16 protein-coding genes and 1 tRNA gene are annotated in these 20,105 nt (G+C 73.8%); 8 read left to right on the plus strand and 9 right to left on the minus strand.

Annotated elements, in window-relative coordinates; genetic code table 11:
* Positions 1 to 52: 52 nt before the first annotated feature.
* The 5 genes from ACIPYS_RS14660 to ACIPYS_RS14680 all read right to left on the minus strand — a co-directional run bounded on the left by ACIPYS_RS14660 (position 53) and on the right by ACIPYS_RS14680 (position 5,902).
* On the minus strand, positions 53 to 751 hold the full coding sequence (locus ACIPYS_RS14660; RefSeq protein WP_093860190.1) for a hypothetical protein: 699 nt from the start codon (positions 749 to 751) through the stop codon (positions 53 to 55).
* Positions 752 to 836: 85 nt separating this feature from the next.
* Positions 837 to 1,277: a thioesterase family protein gene (locus ACIPYS_RS14665; protein ID WP_093860191.1), complete on the minus strand. Its 441-nt coding sequence runs from the start codon at positions 1,275 to 1,277 to the stop codon at positions 837 to 839.
* 285 nt (positions 1,278 to 1,562) lie between these two features.
* Positions 1,563 to 3,227 carry an energy-dependent translational throttle protein EttA gene (ettA, locus tag ACIPYS_RS14670; protein WP_093860192.1) on the minus strand — a complete coding sequence of 555 codons (1,665 nt, stop codon included), beginning with the start codon at positions 3,225 to 3,227 and terminating at the stop codon, positions 1,563 to 1,565.
* Between the two features lie 308 nt (positions 3,228 to 3,535).
* On the minus strand, positions 3,536 to 5,026 hold the full coding sequence (locus tag ACIPYS_RS14675) for a Cys-Gln thioester bond-forming surface protein (protein ID WP_159424881.1): 1,491 nt from the start codon (positions 5,024 to 5,026) through the stop codon (positions 3,536 to 3,538).
* Positions 5,027 to 5,386: 360 nt separating this feature from the next.
* On the minus strand, positions 5,387 to 5,902 hold the full coding sequence (locus ACIPYS_RS14680; RefSeq protein ID WP_231978546.1) for a single-stranded DNA-binding protein: 516 nt from the start codon (positions 5,900 to 5,902) through the stop codon (positions 5,387 to 5,389).
* Between the two features lie 647 nt (positions 5,903 to 6,549).
* Between ACIPYS_RS14680 and ACIPYS_RS14685 the strand changes: the two genes are divergently transcribed.
* Positions 6,550 to 6,625: transfer RNA gene (locus tag ACIPYS_RS14685), tRNA-Arg, on the plus strand.
* A gap of 242 nt (positions 6,626 to 6,867) precedes the next feature.
* On the opposite strand, the gene ACIPYS_RS14690 is transcribed toward ACIPYS_RS14685, so the two are convergent.
* Positions 6,868 to 7,482 (minus strand): TetR/AcrR family transcriptional regulator, encoded by a 615-nt coding sequence (locus ACIPYS_RS14690; RefSeq protein WP_173862046.1) that lies wholly within the window; start codon positions 7,480 to 7,482, stop codon positions 6,868 to 6,870.
* 77 nt (positions 7,483 to 7,559) lie between these two features.
* Here ACIPYS_RS14690 and ACIPYS_RS14695 point away from each other — a divergent pair, with 77 nt between their 5' ends.
* Entirely contained in the window at positions 7,560 to 8,120 is a 561-nt protein-coding gene (locus ACIPYS_RS14695; protein ID WP_093860196.1) for a GNAT family N-acetyltransferase, read from the plus strand.
* Between the two features lie 81 nt (positions 8,121 to 8,201).
* Here the strand turns inward: ACIPYS_RS14695 and ACIPYS_RS14700 are convergent, their stop codons facing one another.
* Entirely contained in the window at positions 8,202 to 9,665 is a 1,464-nt protein-coding gene (locus tag ACIPYS_RS14700) for an MFS transporter (protein ID WP_400746249.1), read from the minus strand.
* 276 nt (positions 9,666 to 9,941) lie between these two features.
* Here ACIPYS_RS14700 and ACIPYS_RS14705 point away from each other — a divergent pair, with 276 nt between their 5' ends.
* From ACIPYS_RS14705 to ACIPYS_RS14715, 3 genes are all read left to right on the plus strand, one after another.
* Positions 9,942 to 10,622, plus strand: coding sequence for a TetR/AcrR family transcriptional regulator (locus ACIPYS_RS14705; protein WP_231978547.1), 681 nt, complete (start codon positions 9,942 to 9,944; stop codon positions 10,620 to 10,622).
* Between the two features lie 83 nt (positions 10,623 to 10,705).
* Positions 10,706 to 11,518, plus strand: a complete 813-nt coding sequence (locus ACIPYS_RS14710; protein WP_400746207.1) for an enoyl-CoA hydratase/isomerase family protein — start codon at positions 10,706 to 10,708, stop codon at positions 11,516 to 11,518.
* A gap of 208 nt (positions 11,519 to 11,726) precedes the next feature.
* Positions 11,727 to 12,326 (plus strand): hypothetical protein, encoded by a 600-nt coding sequence (locus tag ACIPYS_RS14715; protein ID WP_400746208.1) that lies wholly within the window; start codon positions 11,727 to 11,729, stop codon positions 12,324 to 12,326.
* A gap of 71 nt (positions 12,327 to 12,397) precedes the next feature.
* Here the strand turns inward: ACIPYS_RS14715 and ACIPYS_RS14720 are convergent, their stop codons facing one another.
* Positions 12,398 to 13,615, minus strand: coding sequence for an acyl-CoA dehydrogenase family protein (locus tag ACIPYS_RS14720; protein ID WP_093860199.1), 1,218 nt, complete (start codon positions 13,613 to 13,615; stop codon positions 12,398 to 12,400).
* A 173-nt stretch (positions 13,616 to 13,788) separates the two neighbouring features.
* On the opposite strand from ACIPYS_RS14720, the gene ACIPYS_RS14725 reads away from it, so the two are divergent.
* On the plus strand, positions 13,789 to 14,445 hold the full coding sequence (locus tag ACIPYS_RS14725) for a TetR family transcriptional regulator (RefSeq protein WP_400746211.1): 657 nt from the start codon (positions 13,789 to 13,791) through the stop codon (positions 14,443 to 14,445).
* A gap of 172 nt (positions 14,446 to 14,617) precedes the next feature.
* The gene (locus ACIPYS_RS14730) at positions 14,618 to 16,072 is read left to right on the plus strand and encodes a cellulase family glycosylhydrolase (protein ID WP_400746213.1); all 1,455 of its coding nucleotides are present in this window, start codon (positions 14,618 to 14,620) and stop codon (positions 16,070 to 16,072) included.
* A gap of 51 nt (positions 16,073 to 16,123) precedes the next feature.
* On the opposite strand, the gene ACIPYS_RS14735 is transcribed toward ACIPYS_RS14730, so the two are convergent.
* The gene (locus ACIPYS_RS14735; RefSeq protein WP_400746215.1) at positions 16,124 to 18,148 is read right to left on the minus strand and encodes a M3 family metallopeptidase; all 2,025 of its coding nucleotides are present in this window, start codon (positions 18,146 to 18,148) and stop codon (positions 16,124 to 16,126) included.
* A gap of 190 nt (positions 18,149 to 18,338) precedes the next feature.
* Between ACIPYS_RS14735 and ACIPYS_RS14740 the strand changes: the two genes are divergently transcribed.
* Entirely contained in the window at positions 18,339 to 20,054 is a 1,716-nt protein-coding gene (locus tag ACIPYS_RS14740; RefSeq protein ID WP_093860203.1) for a bifunctional 3'-5' exonuclease/DNA polymerase, read from the plus strand.
* Positions 20,055 to 20,105: the final 51 nt, after the last annotated feature.

A 20,105-nucleotide genomic window follows, 5' to 3' on the forward strand; every position in this document is an offset into this window, starting at 1 on the left:
GCCCGGGCCGACGAGGGCCTCGGAACCGCGCCCCGGCAGTGCGCCGGTGCGACTACGCGGGGCGGACCGGGCTGAGGCCCAGGCCCGCGCCCGGCGCGGCCGCCGTGCGGAGGGCCACCGAGCCCGCCGGGGCGGAGAGCCTCAGCCAGCCGCCCGCCCGGTGCACCGTGAGCGGGGCCACCGGGTCCAGGAAACCGATCACCCGGGCCGCGTGGGCGGCGCGCAGCGGCAGTGCGGGCAGTGCGGTGAGCGGGCGGGACCAGATCTCGTCGGCCAGCGCGTCGAGCACCGACCGGGTCCGGTGGTGCTCCGGGACGGCCTCGCTGCGCGCACGGAACTCCCGTACCGCGGCCATCACTTCGCCGTACACCTGGGCGGCGGGCGGCTCGCCGACCGGCCGCCAGCCGGTGCGCGGCGGCAGCAGCCCGGCCCAGGCCGGGCCGGTGACCGGTCCGGGCAGGGCGAGGGTGTTCGCCGCGGTGTCGACGCCCTCCAGCAGCTGACCGGCCGAGACGGTCAGGTCGACCGGCCCGTCCAGCCCGGCCAGCCGGGCGGTGCGCACCGCCAGCACACCCGAACCACCCAGCGGCAGCCGCCCGAAGACCGCCAGCACACCGCTGCCGTCCGGTTGCGGCACTCCTTGCGACCGGACCGCCGCCGCCCGGTCGAAGCGGAGCAGTCGGACCAGGAAGGCGGCCAGGTCGGCGGCCTCCCCGGCGTCGGCGAGGGCGAGGGTGGCGGTGCTGTTCAACGCGGCGGCTCACATCCGGGGCTTCGGGCGGGCGGAACGGTCGGTCGGCGGGGACGCCCGGGGGCGGTCGGCCCACCGGGTGCGGTCAGACCGCGACGGCCGGCTCCTCGTCCACGAACCGCGACAGGAACTCCCGCTCCACCGGGCTTATCCGGCGCGGCCGGCCCTCGGCCAGGTCGTAGGGGACGACCACGGTCGAGGCTCGGACGTAGACCGTCTCGGTGCCGTCGTCGGCGGTGTCCTTGATCTCGTAGGAGACCGTCAGCGAGGCGCCGCCGATCCGGGTCACCCAGGTCTCGATGGTGACCGGCTCGGGCCGGTGCACCAGCGGGCGCTTGTAGTCGATCTCGTGGCGCGCCACCACCGAACCGCCCGCGAACTCGCCGGCACCGGCCTCGGCGGCCTGGGTGAACATGAAGTCGATCCGGGCCTCCTCCAGGTAGCGCAGGAAGACCACGTTGTTGACGTGCCCGAAGGCGTCCATGTCGGACCAGCGGAGCGGGCAGGCGTAGATGTGGCGTGACACGGGTGTTCTCCTAGGGCGTGACTTTCGGATCACGTCGGACAAGCGGGCGTCGTTGGGGTGCGTGCATCGGCGGTGCGGAGGAGGGAGTCCATGCGGAGCATCGGCGACCGACGACAAGCCGGCGAGGTGCGTGCTCCGGCGGCGACCGCCCGGCGCGATCCGAAAGTCACGCCCTGGACATCCGGTGCCCGCCGGTGTTGGGTGCCGGTCGGGCCGGTCGGGCCGCGGCCCGGCAGGCCCGCCCCCGGTGGGGCGGATCTGCCGGGCCGTCGTCATGGCTGACTGTCAGCCGCGGGTCAGCTTCTTGTAGGTGGCACGGTGCGGACGGGCCGCGTCGGCGCCCAGTCGCTCGACCTTGTTCTTCTCGTACGACTCGAAGTTGCCCTCGAACCAGAACCACTTGCTCTCGCCCTCGTAGGCGAGGATGTGGGTGGCGACCCGGTCCAGGAACCAGCGGTCGTGGGAGATGACCACGGCGCAGCCCGGGAACTCCAGCAGCGCGTTCTCCAGCGAGGAGAGGGTCTCGACGTCGAGGTCGTTGGTGGGCTCGTCGAGGAGCAGCAGGTTGCCGCCCTGCTTCAGGGTGAGCGCCAGGTTCAGGCGGTTGCGCTCACCGCCGGAGAGCACGCCGGCCGGCTTCTGCTGGTCCGGGCCCTTGAAGCCGAACGCCGAGACGTAGGCGCGGGACGGCATCTCGACCTGGCCGACGTTGATCCAGTCCAGACCGTCGGACACGACCTCCCAGAGGGTCTTCTTCGGGTCGATGTTGGCGCGCGACTGGTCGACGTAGCTGATCTTGACCGTCTCGCCGACCTTGACCGAGCCGCTGTCCGGGGTCTCCAGGTCCTGGAGCATCTTGAACAGGGTGGTCTTGCCGGCGCCGTTCGGGCCGATGATGCCGACGATGCCGTTGCGCGGCAGGGTGAAGCTGAGGTCGTCGATCAGGACCTTCTCGCCGAAGGCCTTGTTGAGGTTCTCGACCTCGATGACGACGCTGCCCAGACGCGGGCCCGGCGGGATCTGGATCTCCTCGAAGTCCAGCTTCCGCATCTTGTCGGCCTCGGCCGCCATCTCCTCGTAGCGGGCCAGACGCGCCTTGGACTTGGCCTGGCGGCCCTTGGCGTTGGAGCGGACCCACTCCAGCTCTTCCTTGAGCCGCTTGGCGCGCTTGGCGTCCTTCTGGCCCTCGACCTTGAGACGGGACTGCTTGGTCTCGAGGTACGTGGAGTAGTTGCCCTCGTACGGGTAGGCGCGGCCGCGGTCGAGCTCGAGGATCCACTCGGCGACGTTGTCCAGGAAGTACCGGTCGTGGGTGACGGCGACGACGGTGCCCTTGTACTTCTCGAGGTGCTGCTCCAGCCAGTTCACCGACTCGGCGTCCAGGTGGTTGGTGGGCTCGTCGAGCAGCAGCAGGTCGGGGGCCTCGAGCAGCAGCTTGCAGAGCGCGACCCGGCGCTTCTCGCCACCGGAGAGCTTGGTGACCGGCCAGTCGCCGGGCGGGCAGCCCAGGGCGTCCATGGCCTGCTCCAGCTGGGCGTCCAGGTCCCAGGCCTCGGCGTGGTCGAGGTCCTCCTGGAGCTTGCCCATCTCGTCCAGCAGGGCGTCCGAGTAGTCGGTCGCCATCAGCTCGGCGATCTCGTTGAAGCGGTTGAGCTTCCCCTTGATCTCCTTGACGCCGTCCTCGACGTTCTCCAGGACGGTCTTGGACTCGTCGAGCGGCGGCTCCTGGAGCAGCATGCCGACGGTGAAACCGGGCGAGAGGAAGGCGTCGCCGTTGGAGGGCTGCTCCAGGCCGGCCATCATCTTCAGCACGGTGGACTTACCGGCACCGTTGGGACCCACGACGCCGATCTTCGCCCCGGGGAGGAAGCTGAGCGTCACGTCGTCAAGGATGACCTTGTCGCCGTGCGCCTTGCGCACCTTGCGCATCGTGTAGATGTATTCCGCCACGTGAGATCGCTCCGGCGTCGTCGGGAGTTATTCGGCTTGCAGCCTTCCATTGTGCCGCACCGGAACGGGAGCCCCGAACGGCTGCTCCCCCTCGGCCGCCGGCCGGCGCCCACCCGGCACGGTCCGGCCCCGCCCGGTGCCGCGCAGTGCCGCTGCCGGAACGCGCGACGGCCCGGCTCCCCGCACACGTGGTGCGGGGAGCCGGGCCGTTACGGGCGGTTCGGCGCCCGGTGCTCCCGGGTCAGTGCCCCGGTCCTACCGGATCGGCCTCGGGCCGGTGCCTCGGGCCGGTGCCTCGGGCCGGTGCCTCAGGCGGCGTTGCCCTGGCGGCGACGGCGCAGCAGGAAGACCGCGGCGCCACCGGCCACGACCAGACCGCCGGCGACGGCGGCGATGACCGGGGTGGCGTCGCTACCACCGGTCTGGGCCAGACCGCCGGTGGTGCCGGGGGCGGTGCTGGTCGGCGCCGGGTGGGCGGCCGTGGTGGTGGCCGAGGCGGACGGGGTCGCGCTCGGGGTGACGACCGGGGCCTTGGTGGTCGGGGCCGCGGTGGTCGGCGCCGGGGTCGACGGCTTGGTGCTCGGGGTGGTGGCCGACGGGGTCGGGGTCGGCGTGGTCACGCTGGTGTTCTTGCAGTCCAGGATGCCCTTGAAGTTCTTGCTGAAGCCGTTCGGGCCGGTGACCGTGATGTCGTAGGCGGTGTCCTCGGCGACCGGGACGATCACGGTCTCGATCTTGCCCGGCTGGACGGTGATGTCCTTGCCCGGCTTCACCGAGACGGTGGCGGCCTCGTCGCCGCCGTTGGCCACGGAGACCTTGACGCCGTTGGAGACGCACTCCACCACGGCGGTGCTGTCGACCAGCGGGCCCTTGGCGGCCTTCCAGGTCGCCTTGGCGGTGTCCTTGACCGCGAGCTTGGTGGAGCCCGCCAGGATCATGGTCTGGCTGTGCTTCTCCGGGGTGTAGCCCTTGCTGAGGAAGACGCGACCGCTGGGCACGACCGTCTCGGCGTTGGCGTTGATGCTGGCGGTGCCGTCCGGGGTGCCGGCCGGGACGTCCAGCCACAGCTGGGTGTCCTTGGCGATCGGACCGGCCAGGTCGGAGACCGGCTTGTTGTCCTTGTCGACCAGCTTGACCTTGTCGGCGGCGTCGCCGGCGAGCGCCAGCTTCACCTCGTTGGCGCTGGAGTTGAGGGTGAACGGGCCGAGCTTGGTGCCCGGCTTGCCCGACACCGAGTCCGGGGTGAGGCTCAGCGAGGGCTTGGGCTCGGCGGCGATGCCCTTGTTCTTCTCGCTGACCAGGTAGTCGCGGAGCTGCTTGGCCTCGGCGTCCACCGGGACGGCGTTCTTGCCGTCGGAGAACTTCCAGATCGCCGCCTGGGTGCCGGCGGCGGCGTCCTCCTTGGTGAGCTCGCCCTTGACACCGGCGTCGGCGGCCAGCTTCTTGAGGTCCGTCACCTGCGGGTAGGAGTTCTCCAGGATCCAGCGGATCTTGGAGGCGTCCTGGGCCTTCTCCGGGCGGCCGAGCGAGCTGGACTTCCAGTCGGACTCGCGGTACTCGATGGCCTTGGTGATGTCGACCGGGTGGTCGATGTCGATGCAGTACGTCTTGATCTCGCCGTCGGCCGTCTTGAGGGTGAACAGCCCGCCCTGGATCGAGTGGCTCCCCTCGATGGCGATCTCCTCGCTCATCAGGGTCGGCTGGACCACCGCCGTGACACCGCCGCCGGGCTCGTCGGCCGCAGTCGCCGCACCGGCCGCGAACAGGCCCCCGGCCAGCGCGGTGCTGGTCGCGAGCATGACAGTGGTTATGCGGGGAAGCGCCCGCCCCTGCCTCTGGAACATCTTGGGATCCCTTCGGGCCGGGCCATGCCGGTGGGCAGCCCGCCTTGCTTGCCGCGCCCCCTGTGGCGCAGCTTCACGATGTGAACCAGACGAATCCTATGGAGCCCCGGAGGCCCGGAAACCCCCATGCGAAATTAGGACGATTCCGTATCTGGATCGTTATCAACCCTCCCACTATCCACACAAGCTGACGGACAGCCAGAATTAGCGGATCATTCCGCTAACCGGAACAGGATTGCGCGTGCGGGCGCAACGGCCGTCTCGATTCACATATTTGTCGACAGTCGGACGACCCGTCGGACACCTCGTGGGCCGCTAGGTGTCACCCCCGCTTTCCCCCTCCGTCGCCGGCCCGTCGTCACCCTCCACCGCCCGCCGCCCCCGCAGGGCGTCCACGATCCACCCGGGCACGGCCTCGCCGAAGGCGGCCCCGGCGCCGCCGCCCGCCTCCTCCGGCACCCCGCCCCGACCCCCCGGTGCCCAGCTGAACCTGGCCGTACCGCGGCTCAGATCGTGCCCGACCGACCGGGCGTCGATCTCGACCCGACTGCGCTTCACCTCCCCCTCGGCCCACTCGCGCACCCTCAACCGCCCGCTCACCACCACCGGGTCGCCCTTCGCCAGCGAGTCGATCAGATGCCCCGCCAGCGACCGCCACGCCGTCACCGTCAGCCACTGCGTCTCGCCGTCGACCCAGGCCTCCCGCGCCCGGTCGAAGCGCCGCTCGGTCGAGGCCAGCCGGAAGTTCGCCACCGGCACCCCACCGGGGGTCAGGGCGTACGTCACCTCCGTGGCGACATTCCCGATCACCGTCACCTGCGTACCGTTCACAGCCACACTCCGTTCCCCTTGTTGCACCGTACGGAATCGACCGGCACACCCGCAGAGTGCGCTTCTCGGGAAATACGCGCAGCAGAGTTCGGAAATCCTGTGGACAAATCGGGCCTGTGGAAAACCGCTGTCGCCCGCAGGGGTGAATTTCGGCCTTTGTGCGACCGCCGAACCCTCGTTCTGCGGGGCCATGACAACAATCCCGGGGCCGACTCCGGGCCCCGGCCACCCCCGGGGGTGGCCGTACCGACCGTCCGCGCACGTCATCCGACCGAAGGAACCCGAATACGGCCCCCCACCCGCGTCGATGCCACCCCCGGCCGCGGTGCTTTCTCCGTGCCGAATCCATAACGGGTGGGCAGACAGCCCCGTAACGAGTGCACAACGTCCGGCGCCGAAGGCCGCCAGACCGCTGCACACACGGCGTTCACCTGCGATTATCGGACCGCTCCACCTAGGCCGACACACCAACGGCGGTGTCGTAACGCCCGGCCGAGGAACGGAGCACCCTTATCCTGTCCCCTGACAGGGCAGGGACCCGCCACCCCCCACACCCCATCCTCACGGTACGGGGACGGACAGCGGGCGCCGCGCGCCCACCGCCCGATCCCGGCAACGGTCACGCCCTCGCGGGCGCCGCCCGTCCCGCCCCCATAGCTCAGCGGATAGAGCACCCGCCTTCTAAGCGGTAGGTCGCAGGTTCGAATCCTGCTGGGGGCACCACGCGCCTCGCGACGCCGTCCCACCGGGCAGTTCGCGTATTACCCGTACCGGTCAATTGCGGCGCCCCGCCGAGCGGCCCACCGCTCTTCGGCACCCAGCGCGCATAACCCGTGACCATGCGTGTCATGCACTCTCCGAAAAGTCCCCGCCCGGGAATTCCGGCGCTGTAAACACCACCGGCGATCGCCCGCCGCGCACCCGGCCGCACCCTCCGTCGGCACCCCTCGGTCGGCACCCCTCGGTCAGGGCGCGGCCAGTCCCGCGAGATAGGTGTCCAGCAGTTCCACCTGCCGCTCCGCCGGAAACTCCTCCGGGGCGAACAGCACCTGCACCACCAGCCCCAGCACGAAACCCAGCGCGCCCGCCGCGACCGGATCCGCCGCGGGTCGGGCCGGCAGCTCCCCCAGGCGCTGGGCGTCCGCGACGCACTCCGCCAGCACCCGGCGCGAGCGCGCGTAGCGTGCCGCGTGCGCCGCCGCCAGCTCGGGGTCGGCCAGCGCCACGTCCCACGAACCCACCCAGATCCGGTTCCCCGCCAGACCCGGCCCGTCCAGCGGCAGGATGTCCAGCAGCGCCGCCCGCAGCCGGGCCGCCCCCGCCGCCGGCGGCGGCCCGCCGTCCGTCGGCACCAGCCGTCGCGGCCGCTCCTGCGAGCGGCGGTCCAGGAGTTCCAGCGCGTGCGCCAGGAGCGCCTTCTTGCTCGGGAAGTAGTGCGTCAGCAGCCCGGTGGTGGCCCCCATCTCGGCGGCCACCGCACGCAGGGTCAGTGCCTCGAAGCCCCGGGTGGACAGCACTCGCCACACCGCCTCCGAGACTTCGGTGCGGCGGGCTTCATGGTCTCCACGGGCGGGTGTCATGCGAGTATCTTACGTACCAAACGTTTGTTACGCATGATGTACCGGTCCGACCGACCCTCGTCGCGAAAGGCACGCCCATGTTCGCCGTCCCCCTCTCCGAGAACGCCGAGCTCCGCCCGCTGGAGCCGTGGCAGGCCCCCGAGTACCTGGAGCACATCGAGCGCGGCCGGGCCCACATCGACGCCTGGATCAACTGGGCCGCCCTCGCCACCGACCTCGACTCGGCCCGCGCCGTCCTCCAGCGCTACGCCGACCGGCAGGCCGCCGACGCCGCCCGGCTGTACGGGATCTGGCTGGACGGCACCCTGGTCGGCGGCGTGATGTTCGTCCAGTTCGACGCCAAGGCCGGCACCTGCGAGATCGGCGTCTGGACCGAGCCCGCCGGCCAGGGGCGGGGCCTGGTCGGCACCGCCGTCCGGCACCTGATCGACTACGCCTTCACCGTCCGCGGCATGCACCGGATCGAGTGGCACAACAAGCCGGACAACCTCCGCAGCCGGGCCGTGGCCCAGCGGATGGGCTTCACCCTGGAGGGCGTGCTGCGCGAGAGCTACCTGCACAACGGGGTGCACCAGGACGGTGAGGTCTGGTCCCTGCTCACCCACGAGTGGAAGCCCCAGGGCGCCCCCACCGGCTGAGCACGCGCAGACCGGCGGGGCCCGGTGGACGGATCCACCGGGCCCCGCGCCGCGTCCGCCCCGGAGGGGGCGCGTCCGCCCTCAGGCGGCCCGCTCCCGCTCCCCGCCCGCCGCGGCCCCGCCCGGCCGCAGCCGCAGCGCCAGCAGCAGGGCCAGCACCATCACGCCGGCCGCCGAGAGGAAGACCGTGTCCACCGCGGCCACGAAGCCCGCCACCGCGTGCTCCCTGGCCGCGCCGGACAGCCGGCCGACCGCGCCCAGCGGCACACCGGGCTCGTTCGCGGTGAACACCCGGGCCAGCACCGTGCCGAAGACCGCCGCGCCCAGCGCGCTGCCCATGGTCTGGAAGAACCGGACGCCGGTGGTGGCCACCCCCAGCTGGTGCGCCGGGGCGGCGAGCTGGACCACCGTGATCAGGTGCCCGATCAGCTGGCCCAGACCGACGCCGAGCAGCAGCAGTTCGGCCCGGACCAGCCACAGCGAGGTCCCCGGCCCGCTCAGCCCGAGCAGCAGCAGCGCGGTGGCGGAGCAGACGGCGCCCGCGGCCAGCACGGCGCGCACCGACACCCCCCGCGCCTCCAGCCGGTTGACCACCAGGCCGATCGCGGTCATGCCGACCGCCATCGGGATCAGGTAGAGGCTCGCCGAGGTCGCGGCGACACCCCGGGCGACCTGGAGGTAGAGCATCACGTACATGATCGCGCCCATCATCCCCATGCCGACCAGGCCCTGCAGTGCGAAGCCGATCCGGATCTCCGGGATCCGGAACAGCGACAGCGGCAGCACCGGGTCGGCGGCGGTGGCCTGACGGCGGAGGAAGAGCAGGAACACCAGCACGGTGGCCGCGGCCAGGCCGAGCAGCTGCGGGGAGGTCCAGCCGAAGGTCCGGCCGCCCCACTCGGCGACCAGCAGCAGACCCGTGACGGAGGCGGCGGCCAGGGTGGCACCGAGGAAGTCCAGCCCGCGCCGGCCGGACCCCGCGGGCAGCCGCAGCACCAGCGCGGCCCCCACCAGGAGCAGCAGGCCGACCGGCAGGTTGACGTAGAAGATCCAGCGCCAGTCCAGGTGCTCCGCGAGCAGCGCGCCGATCAGCGGGCCGACGGCCATACCGCCACCGGCGACGATCCCGCCCGCGCCACCGCCGCCGCCGGCCTCGTCCGGGTTCCTCAGCTGGGCCATCACCACCATGGTCACGCTCATCAGCCCGCCGCCCCCGATGCCCTGGACCGCCCGGAAGGCGATGAGCTGCTCCATCGAGCCGGCGGCGCCGCACAGCGCCGAGCCGACCAGGAAGGTGCCGACCGCGCCGATCAGCACCCGCTTCGCCCCGTAGAGGTCGCAGAGCTTGCCGTAGAGCGGCAGCAGCGCGGTGGCGGCCAGCGCGAACGCGGTGACCAGCCAGGGCAGCCGGTCGACGCCGTGCACCGGGTCGAGGTCGCGGACGATCGGCACGGTGGCCGCCGACACGATGTTCGTGTCGAGCACCGCCAGCACGATCGTGACCAGGCAGAGCAGCATGCCCAGCTTGCGCTGCGGCTCGGTCATCAGGGCCGGTGCGGTCGGCCCGGACCCGGTCGGCGCCGGTGCGGTCGACGTCGGAGCGGTCGACGTCGGAGCGGTCAGTACCGGCGCGGTCGGCACCGGAACGGTCGGTGATGCGGTCACGGCCATCGGAAGTCCCCCTGGGATCGCGGAGTTCGGGCGACAGGACGCCCGGCGCCGGACCGGTCCGACCCGGCGGCGCGGCACCACCATGACAGGCTTTTTTGACCCGGTCAATTCTTCGGCCGGATACATCTTTGATCCTGGTACAGTCATGGCATGACGAGAATCGAGGTCGACCCCGGGGCCGACATGGCCGGACTGGGCCTGCGGGAGCGCAAGAAGCTGCAGACCGCGATCCGGATCTGGCGGACCGCCGTCGCCCTGTTCGCCGAACGCGGCTTCGACGAGGTCTCGGTGGCCGAGATCGCCGCCGCCGCCGAGGTGTCCAAGATGACCGTCTTCAACTACTTCGCGACCAAGGAGGACCTCGTCCTCGGGCCGATGGAGCAGCACATCGACGAGCCCGCCCGGGTGGTCCGCGAAGCCGCCCCGGACGTCGCGGCGGTCACCGCGCTGCACTCCCAGTACGTCGCCGCGCTCGCCGCGTTCGACCCGGCGTCCGGTCTGAGCGACCAGCAGCAGGTGGTCGACGTGATCCGCCTCGTCCACAGCACCCCCGTACTGGCGCAGCGGGCGCAGGCCGGGTTCGGCGCCGGGGCCCGGACGGCGCTCGCCGCCGAACTGCTCGCCCGGGACCCGGAGCACGACCCGCTGCTCGCCCGGGTCGCCGCCGCCCAGCTACTCGGCACCCGGCTGACGCTGACGGAGGAGAACCAGCGCCGGATGATGGCCGGCGACCGGGCGGCGGACGTCCTGCCCGAGGCCCTGGCCAACGCCGACCGCGCCTTCGGCCTGGCCGCCGACGGTCTCGGCGACTACGGCGCCACCCGGTCCTGAGCGGCACCCCGGGCGGCACCGCCGGACTCCGGGAGACCGGACTCTGCGAGAGTGGCCGCACCCACACCCTCCCGGAGGTGCCCATGGCCACCCGGCCGCCGCTCACACGCGACCGCGCCCCGCTGCCCACCGAGACCGAGGGCCTCAACGCCCACGTCGGCGAGGACGGCGTCGCGGTACTGGAGTTCGACCGCCCGCACCGGCGCAACGCCGTCACCCTGGCGATCTGGCAGGCCCTGCCGCAGGTGCTGAAGCGGCTGGCCGAGGAGCCGGGTGTGCGCGCGCTGCTGGTCACCGGCGCGGGCGGCACCTTCAGCGCCGGTGCCGACATCGACGAACTGGCCGGGGTCTACGGCGATCCGGACCGTGCCGACGCCTACCACGCGATCAACGTCGCCGCCGAGGAGGCCCTGGCGGCGTTCCCGAACCCGACCATCGCCGTGGTGCACGGCGCCTGCGTCGGCGGCGGCTGCCAGCTGGCGGTCGCCTGCGACCTGCGCTTCGTCGCCGCGGACGCCCGGCTCGGCATCACCCCGGCCAAGCTGGGCGTGGTGTACCCGGCGGTGCCCACCCTGCGGCTGGCCCGGCTGGTGGGTCCGGCCCGCGCCAAGTACCTGCTGTTCTCGGGCGAGTTGCTGTCCGCGCCGGAGGCGGCCGCCCTCGGACTGGCCGAGCGCGTCCTGCCGGCCGCCGAACTTGACGCCGCGGCACTGGAGTTCGCCCGGCTGCTGACCACCCGCTCGCCGCAGACCATCGGCGCGGTCAAGGCGGCGCTGGCGGTGCCGCCGGAACGGGCGGCCGAGGCCCTCGCTCCCTGGGAGCGCCGCTCCCGCGAGGCCCCGGACGTCCGCGAGGGGCTCGCCGCCTTCCTCGAACGCCGCCCGCCCCGGTTCTGACCGGACGGGTCCCGGGGCCGGGGCGGGCCGGCTCCGGTCCGGGGCGGCACCGGGCCGGAGCGGCACCGGGCCGGAGCGGCACCGGACCGGAGCGGCACCGGGCCGGAGCGGCACCGGGCCGGAGCGGCACCGGACCGGAGCGGCACCGGACCGACGGATACGATCATGCGACCGATCCGCAGCCGAACCAGCCCGGAGCGCCACCGCGATGACCGCCGCGACCACCACCGACACGCCCACGACGACCCGGGCCCGCCGGATCACCGACGGCCTGGAGCCGAAGAACGTCATCATCGCGATGCTGCTCCTGCTCGGCGGCCTCCGCTACGGCTGGACCGGCCTCGCCTGGGCGGCGTTCGCGGCCGTGTTCACCGCCGTGCTCCCGACGCTGTTCATCCGCTACGGCATGCGCAGGGGAACCGTCGGCGACCGCCACGTCGGCCACCGGCAGCGGCGGCTGACGCTCTTCCCGCTGATCATGATCTCGGTCGCGGCCGGACTGGTGGTGATGCTCGCCGCGGACGCCCCGCGCGACCTGACCGCGACGGTGGTGGCGATGCTCGCCTCGCTGGTCCCGATCCTGGTGATCACCGTCTGGTGGAAGATCTCCGTGCACACCGCCGTGGCGAGCGGCGCGACGGTCTGCCTGGCCGTCGCGCTCTCGCCCTGGTGGCTGCTGCTGTACCCGACGGTCGCGGCGATCGGCTGGTCCCGGGTGGTGCTGCGGGACCACACCACCGCGCAGACGGTCGCCGGCACGGTGGTGGGCGCCCTGTCGGCCGGGCTCACCTTCTGGGCCGCCCGCTGACCCTCCGGCCCGACCGGGTCCGCCCGTCGGCCCCCGTCGGCCCCCGCCGGCCCCGGCCCGGCCGCCGGCCGTCAGCGGATCGGCAGCCCCGAGACGGCCCGGGCGATCACCAGCCGCTGGATCTCGCTGGTCCCCTCGAAGATCGAGTAGATAGCGCTGTCCCGGTGCATCCGCTCGACCGGGTACTCCCGGGTGAAACCGTTGCCGCCGAGGATCTGCATCGCCTGCGCGGTGACCCACTTGGCGGTCTCGCCCGCGTAGAGCTTGGACATCGAACCCTCGGCCGAGGTGAACGGCTGGTTGGTGGCGGCCATCCAGGAGGCCCGCCAGACCAGCAGCCTGGCCGCGTCGATCCGGGTCTTCATGTCGGCCAGCTGGAACGCGACGCCCTGGTTGTCGATGATCGGACGGCCGAACTGCACCCGGGTCTTCGCGTAGTCGAGCGCGACCTCGTAGGCGGCCCGGGCGATCCCGATCGCCTGCGCGCCGACGGCCGGCCGGGAGGCCTCGAAGGTGGCCATCGCGGCGTTCCGCCCGGACTTGCGGACGCCCTCGCGGGCCCGGGCGAGGCGCTCGTCCAGCTTCTCCTTGCCACCGAGCAGGCAGTGCCCGGGCAGCCGGACGGAGTCCAGCACCACCTCGGCGGTGTGCGAGGCCCGGATGCCGTGCTTCTTGAACTTCTGGCCCTGGCTCAGCCCCGGCGTTCCCGGCGGCACCACGAAGGACGCCTGCCCGCGCGCGCCGAGCGCCGGGTCGACGGCGGCCACCACCACGTGGACGGCGGCGATCCCGCCGTTGGTGGCCCAGGTCTTGGTGCCGTTCAGCACCCACTCGTCGGTGGCCTCCTCGTACACCGCCCGGGTGCGCAGCGCGGACACGTCGGAGCCGGCGTCGGGCTCGGAGGAGCAGAACGCCGCGACCTTGACGTCGTCCGGGGTGCCGAACATCTGCGGCGCCCAGGTGCCGATCTGCTCGTCCGTCCCGTTGGCGAGGACGGCGACGGCGGCGAGGGTGGTGCCGACGATGGACAGGCCGATGCCCGCGTCGCCCCAGAACAGCTCCTCCATGGCGATCGGGATGCCGACGCCGGAGGGGTCGAAGTACTGCTGGGCGTAGAAGTCCAGCGAGTAGATGCCGAGCTTGGCGGCCTCCTGGATGATCGGCCAGGGGGTCTCCTCGCGCTCGTCCCACTCCGCGGCGGCGGGCCGCACCACGTCCGCGGCGAAGCCGTGCAGCCAGTCGCGGACGGCGATCTGGTCCGGACCCGGGTCCAGCGAGAAGGTGCTCATGGTGGGGGCCTCCGAAGATGGGTGCGACCCCAGAGGGGCGCGTCCGAGGATTCGACCGAAAGTGCGACCGACCGGGGTGTTACCACCGGTAACATCGTCGGAGTCTGCTACTGCTTGGTAACCGGTGTCAACGCCGGTGCCGGAACCCCGGCACGGAAGCGAAGGAACAGCGCATGGACCCAGAGCCCCGCCGCGAGCAGTTGCTCAACGCCGCCGACCGGGTCATCCAGCGCGAGGGGCCGGCCGCGAGCATGAACGCCATCGCCGCCGAGGCCGGCATCACCAAGCCGATCCTCTACCGGCACTTCGGTGACCGGAACGGCCTGATCCGGGCCCTGACCGAGCGCCACACCGGTGGACTGCTGGCCGCCGTCCGGGCCGCGCTGGCCGAACCGCTGGAGCGCCGCGACCGGGTCGAGCACGTCCTGGACACCTATCTCGCCGGGATCGAGTCCCGCCCCCAGGTCTACCGGCTGCTCACCCACCCCGAACCCGGTGACCCCAGCGGCGCGGGCAACGCACTCGCGCCGGCCCTGCGGCAGATCGCCGAGGAGATCACCCGGGCCGTCGCCGGGCAGGTCGACCTCGGCGCCGACCGCGAACTGCTCGCCGAGGCCTGGGGGCGGGGGATCACCGGCATGGTGCTGGCGGCCGGCGACTGGTGGCTGGAGTCCCGCCCCTGCTCGCGCACCCGGATGGTGCAGGCGCTCGCCGACCTGCTCTGGGGGCGGCTCGCCGCCGCCGCCGACCTGCCGACCGCCGCCCTGCCCGGCGGAGCCGCCCCGGCCCCGGCCCCGGCGACGGAGCCCCCGGACCGCCCCACCGGCTGACCGGCCGACCGGCTGAGACCGTCCGACCGCCTGACTGGCCGAGACCGCCTGACCGCCCGCCAACGGCTCTCCCCCACGACCCCGTTCCGCTCCGGTCCCGCACCGCTCCCTTGCGCGGCGCGGACCCGGCGGGCATCATCGGGCCCCACCCCCGCCCGCCCCGGAGGTCCCGATGCGCCCGCCCCGCACCGCCGTTGCCCTCCTGATCACCGCCGCCCTCGCCCTGCCCGCCGCTCCGGCCCGGGCCCACTCCCCGTCCCGCGCACCGGCGTTCCCCACCGGCACCGCCACCGCCCCGGACGGCCGCACCGACCTCACCGACGCCGCCGGCCGCCGGCTCCAGCTGCGCGGCTTCAACCTCGACAAGTACGCCGAGGCCACCGAGCGGGACCTCGGATCGATCGCCGCCCAGGGCTTCACCCTGGTCCGCCTGCCGGTCTCCTGGACCAGGCTGGAGCCGACCCGGGGCCGCCTCGACCCGGCCGAACTGCGGCGGCTGCACGGGCTCCTGGACGCCGCCGACCGCTCCGGCCTGCTCGTCCTGGTCGACCTCCACCAGGACGTCTACGGCCCGTACTTCGGCGGCGGCGACCGCGGCATCCCGCCCTGGGCCACCCGCGACGACGGCCTGCCGTTCGAGCCCGACCCCGACGACTGGTTCGCCGGCTACTTCCAGCCCGGCGTCCAGGCCGCCTTCCGGCACCTCTACGACGACCCCGACCTGCGCGCCTGGCAGGCCGACTTCTACACCCGGCTGGCCCGCGAACTGCGCGGTCACCGCTCGCTGCTGGGCTACGACCTGTTCAACGAGCCGTTCGGCCCGGTGGACGGCGACCCGGCCGACCCGGAGGTGCTCGCCCGCGCCGCCGCCGAGCTGGAACAGGGCCGGCTGGCCGCCATGTACCGGCGGCTGATCACCGCCGTGCGCCGGGCCGACACCCGCGCCTGGCTGTTCGTCGAGCCGACCGTCCTGGTCGGCCAGGGCGTCCCCACCCGGCTGCCCGGCTTCACCGACCCCCGCCCCGGCGCACCCCGGCTCGGCTACGCGCCGCACTTCTACGACACCGCCGTCGAGTCCGGCGCCGACTGGGACCCGGCCGGCGGCTTCGTCGAGCGCTACACCGCCGCGATCACCGCCTACCCGAACGCCCGCCGACTGCCGGTCCTGGTCGGCGAGTGGGGCCCGCCGAACTCCCGCACGCCCGGCAACACCCTGCTGGTCCGCCGCCAGGTCGAGGCGATGGACGCCTTCGCGGACGGCTGGACGCTCTGGTACTGGTGCCGGGGCAACGGCGGCTACTGCGCGCTCGACCCGGCCGGCCGGCCCGCCCCCGGCGAGGAACCGGCCTTCGGCCCGTACCCGGTCGCGACCGCCGGCACGGGCGCCCGCACCACCTCGGACGGCGCCCGGCACACCGTCCGCTGGACCGCCGACGGCACCGGCCGGAGCACCGAACTCGCGCTGCCGGCCGCCGCGTTCCCCACCGGCGTACGCGTCACGGCACGCCCGTCCGGCGTCCTGGTCGAGCTCGACCAGCCGAGCGGCGACCGGGCCGGCCACGCCCGGATCCGGCTCCCGCACGCCCGCCCCGGCACCCCGGTCACCGTCGTCCTCGAACCCCGATGAGCGACGGCCGGGCGGCGCGGGACGCTCCGCACCGCCCGGCCGTGCTTCCCGCTACAGCAGCCCGCGCCGGGCCAGCAGCGGGGCGGTCTCCGGGTCGCGCCCGACCACCGCGCGGAAGGAGTCCAGCGCGTCCCGGCTGTCGCCGCGCGCCAGCAGCTCGCGCCGGAACAGCTCACCGCTCTCGCGCACGCTCCGCCCGCCGTCCTTGAACCACTCCACCGTGTCGGCGTCCAGGACCTCCGACCAGATGTAGGCGTAGTAGCCCGCGCTGTACCCGCCGGCGAAGATGTGCCCGAAGTAGGTGGTCCGGTACCGCGGCGGGACCGCCGCCAGCGCCAGCCCGGCCTTCGCCAGCGCCGCCGCCTCGAACTCCTCGGCGTCCGCGACCTGCTGGCCCTCCGGCAGGGTGTGCCAGGCCCAGTCCAGCAGCGCCGCCGCCAGGTACTCGACGGTCCGGAAGCCCTGCCCGAAGGACTCCGCCGCCTCGATCCGCCCGACCAGCTCGGCCGGCAGCGGCTCGCCCGTGGCGTGGTGCCGGGCGTAGTTGGCCAGGACCTCCGGCCACACCATCCACATCTCGTTGACCTGGGACGGGAACTCCACGAAGTCCCGCGGCACGGCGGTGCCCGCGAAGTACGGGAAGCGCACGTCCGAGAACAGCCCGTGCAGCGCGTGGCCGAACTCGTGGAACAGGGTCCGCACCTCGTCCCAGGACAGCAGCACCGGCTCGCCGGGCGCCGGCTTGGCGATGTTGAGGTTGTTGTAGACCACCGGCCGCCGGCCCAGCAGCCCGGACTGGCTGACCAGTTCGTCCATCCAGGCACCGCCGCGCTTGGACGCCCGGGCGTGGAAGTCGCCCAGGAACAGGCCGAGCGCCGTGCCGTCCGCGTCGAACACCTCGAAGACCCGCACGTCGGGGTGGTAGCCGACCAGGTCGGGGCGCTCGGTGAAGCTCACCCCGTAGGCGAGGTTCGCGGCGAAGAAGACGCCGTCCCGCAGCACCCGCTCCAGCTCGAAGTACGGGCGCAGCGCAGCCGCGTCCACCTGGTACGAGGACTGCCGGACCTGCTCCGAGTAGTACGCCCAGTCGTGCGCGGCGATCTCCTCGACACCGTCGGCGGCGGCGAGCCCGGCCAGCTCGGCGGCCTCCCGGCGGGCGTTGGCCACGGCCGGCGGCACCAGCCGGGCGAGCAGCGCGTCCACCGCCTCCACGGTGCCGGCCGTCTCGTCGGCCACCACGTAGGCGGCGTGGGTGTCGTACCCGAGCAGGCGGGCCCGCTCGGCGCGCAGCGCCGACATCCGGATCGCCAGCGGCCCGTTGGTGGCGGCGGCCCGGCCGAGCGAGGCGGTGAGCAGCCGCTCGCGCACCGAGCGGTCGGTGAGCGAGGCGAGCTCGGTCTGGTTGGAGAAGTTCTTCAGGCTGAGCACGTAGCTGCCGTCGTGCCCGAGCGCGCGGCCGTTCTCGGCGGCCGCCGCGATCGCGTCCGGGGAGAGGCCGGCCAGCTGCTCGGCGGAGTCCAGCACCAGCGCGCGGGCCTGCGAGTCGGCCGACACGTTCTGGCGGAACTCCGACGCCGCGGTCGCCAGTTCGGCGTTGATCGCGCGCAGCCGGGACTGCTGCTCGGCACCCAGCCTGGCCCCGGCCCGGACGAACGCGGTGTACCGGCGCTCCAGCAGTCGCAGCGACTCCGGGTCCAGGCCGAGTCCGGCGCGGCGGTCGTACAGCTCCTCGACCCGGGCGAAGAGCGCGGCGTCCAGGTGGATCGCGTCCCGGTGCGCGGCCAGCCGGGGGCTGATCTCCGCGTCGATCCGGTCGACCTCGGGGGTGGTGTCGGCGGAGGAGTGGTTGTCGAAGACCCCGCGGACCCGGCGCAGCAGTGCCCCCGAGCGCTCCAGCGCGACCAGGGTGTTCTCGACGGTCGCCGGCGCCGGATCGGCGGTGATCGCGGCGATCTCGGCCAGCTGCTCGGCCATCCCGCGCTCGAAGGCGGGCAGGTAGTGCCCCGGCCGGATCTCGGCGAACGGCGGCAGTTCGTAGGCCAGGGTGCTGGCCGTGAAGAACGGGTTCTCGGTCATTCCGCCGACCTTACGCGGTGTCATCGGCGCTGCCTACGCCTCCACCCGGCCACCGGCGCGCACGGGACGCACGCGCCCCGGCCCGGCCGCCGAACGGCGCGGCTCCGGTTGTCGTACCCTCCCGCTACCGTCGGCACCGACCGGCCGTACGCCCCCGGACGGTCACCGTCCGCACGAGAGGAGGAGCCCCGTGGCACCCAGGATCGCCCTCGCCCCCGACCCGCACGGCCGCGGCGGGCGGCTCCAGCCGCTCGACGACGCGGGCACCCCGCTCGGTCCGCCCGTCCCGGTGCCCGACCTCGCCGCCGCCGTCGCCGGGCGGGAGGCCGCCGAGCACCCGCGCTGGGTGTGGGCCGCCGCCGACTCCGGCTACGACCCGCTGCTCCCCCGGCTGCCCGGCCGGCTCGCCCGCTGCCACGACCTGAGGCTGGTCGAGGCGCTGCTGCTCGCCCACGAGGGCCGGTTCGGCGCCCCGCGGTCGCTGGGCGCCGCCTGGGCCCGGCTGCGCGGCCTGCCGGTCCCCGACGACCTGCCCGAGCCGGGCTCCGCGGAGGCCGACGACGGCCAGGACACGCTGTTCGCCCCCGACCGGCTCCAGCTGCCGCCCGGTACCGACCCGCTGGCCGCCGTGGTCGCCGTCCACGCCGAGCAGCAGCGCCGGCTGGCGGCGATCGAGCCGCCGGAGGCCAGGGGCCGGTACCGGCTGCTGCTGGCCGCCGAGTCCGCGGGCGCGCTGGCCGCCGCCGAGATGGGCCACGACGGCCTGCCCTGGCGGACGGAGGTGCACGACCGGCTGCTGACCGAACTGCTCGGCCCCCGCCCGACCGTCCCCGGCGCGCAGCCGCGCCTGCTCGCCGAGCTCGCGGCCGAGCTCCGGGAGGCGCTCGGCGGCCGGGTGTTCAACCCCGACTCGCACGCCCAGGTGCTGCGCGCCTTCGCCGAGGCCGGGATCCAGCTCGGCTCCACCCGCTCGTGGGAGCTGAAGCGGATCGACCACCCGGCGGCCCGGCTGCTGATCCGCTACAAGGAGCTGTCCCGGCTCCACGTCGCGCACGGCTGGGCCTGGCAGGACGCCTGGGTGCGCGACGGCCGGTTCCGCCCCGAGTACGTGGTCGGCGGCGTGGTCTCCGGCCGCTGGGCCAGCCGCGGCGGCGGGGCGCTCCAGATCCCGCGCATCCTGCGCCGGGCCGTGGTCGCCGACCCGGGCCGGCTGCTGGTCGTCGCCGACGCCGCCCAGCTGGAGCCCCGGGTCCTCGCCGCGCTCTCCCAGGACACCGGACTGGCCCGCACCGCGGCCGGCGGCGACCTGTACGAGGCGCTCGCCGCCTCCGCCTTCCAGGGCGACCGCGACAAGGCCAAGCTCGGCCTGCTCGGCGCCATGTACGGGCAGACCAGTGGCGACATCGGCCCGCTGCTGGCGACCTTGCGCAGCCGCTACCCGGCCGCGATGGGCTACGTCGAGGCGGCCGCCCGCACCGGCGAGGACGGCGGCGTGGTGGCCTCCCGGCTGGGCCGTCCGTGCCCGCCCGCCTCGGCCGACTTCCTCGACCTGACCGAGGCGGGCGAGGCCGGCGGCGAGGAGGGCGGGCGCCGGGCCCGCTCCCGGGGCCGGTTCACCCGCAACTTCGTCATCCAGGCCAGTGCCGCCGACTGGGCGCTGGCACTGCTGGCCGCGCTGCGCCGCCGGCTGGCCGAGTTCCCGGTGGCCTCGGCGGAGGACCGTCCGCACCTGGTGTTCTTCCAGCACGACGAGGTGATGGTGCACACCCCGGCCAATCTGGCGGACGAGGTGGCGGCGGCGGTCGACGCGGCGGCGGACGAGGCCCGCCGGCTGGTCTTCGGCGAGACCCCGGTGCGCTTCCCGCTGAGCACGGCCGTGGTGGAGTGCTACGCCGACGCCAAGTAGCCGCGTCTCCCGCCGCGGTTGCCGCGGCCGCTGCCACCGCTGTTGCCACCA

Origin of the sequence: Kitasatospora sp. NPDC089913, from assembly GCF_044748625.1 — a bacterium.
Lineage (GTDB): Bacteria > Actinomycetota > Actinomycetes > Streptomycetales > Streptomycetaceae > Kitasatospora.

Coding starts and splice junctions, on each gene's coding strand:
- ACIPYS_RS14675 (WP_159424881.1), bottom strand. CDS start 5,026: ATGCTCGCGACCAGCACCGCGCTGGCCGGGGGCCTGTTCGCGGCCGGT.
- ACIPYS_RS14690 (WP_173862046.1), bottom strand. CDS start 7,482: ATGACACCCGCCCGTGGAGACCATGAAGCCCGCCGCACCGAAGTCTCG.
- ACIPYS_RS14695 (WP_093860196.1), top strand. CDS start 7,560: ATGTTCGCCGTCCCCCTCTCCGAGAACGCCGAGCTCCGCCCGCTGGAG.
- ACIPYS_RS14700 (WP_400746249.1), bottom strand. CDS start 9,665: ATGACCGAGCCGCAGCGCAAGCTGGGCATGCTGCTCTGCCTGGTCACG.
- ACIPYS_RS14705 (WP_231978547.1), top strand. CDS start 9,942: ATGACGAGAATCGAGGTCGACCCCGGGGCCGACATGGCCGGACTGGGC.
- ACIPYS_RS14710 (WP_400746207.1), top strand. CDS start 10,706: ATGGCCACCCGGCCGCCGCTCACACGCGACCGCGCCCCGCTGCCCACC.
- ACIPYS_RS14715 (WP_400746208.1), top strand. CDS start 11,727: ATGACCGCCGCGACCACCACCGACACGCCCACGACGACCCGGGCCCGC.
- ACIPYS_RS14720 (WP_093860199.1), bottom strand. CDS start 13,615: ATGAGCACCTTCTCGCTGGACCCGGGTCCGGACCAGATCGCCGTCCGC.
- ACIPYS_RS14725 (WP_400746211.1), top strand. CDS start 13,789: ATGGACCCAGAGCCCCGCCGCGAGCAGTTGCTCAACGCCGCCGACCGG.
- ACIPYS_RS14730 (WP_400746213.1), top strand. CDS start 14,618: ATGCGCCCGCCCCGCACCGCCGTTGCCCTCCTGATCACCGCCGCCCTC.
- ACIPYS_RS14735 (WP_400746215.1), bottom strand. CDS start 18,148: ATGACCGAGAACCCGTTCTTCACGGCCAGCACCCTGGCCTACGAACTG.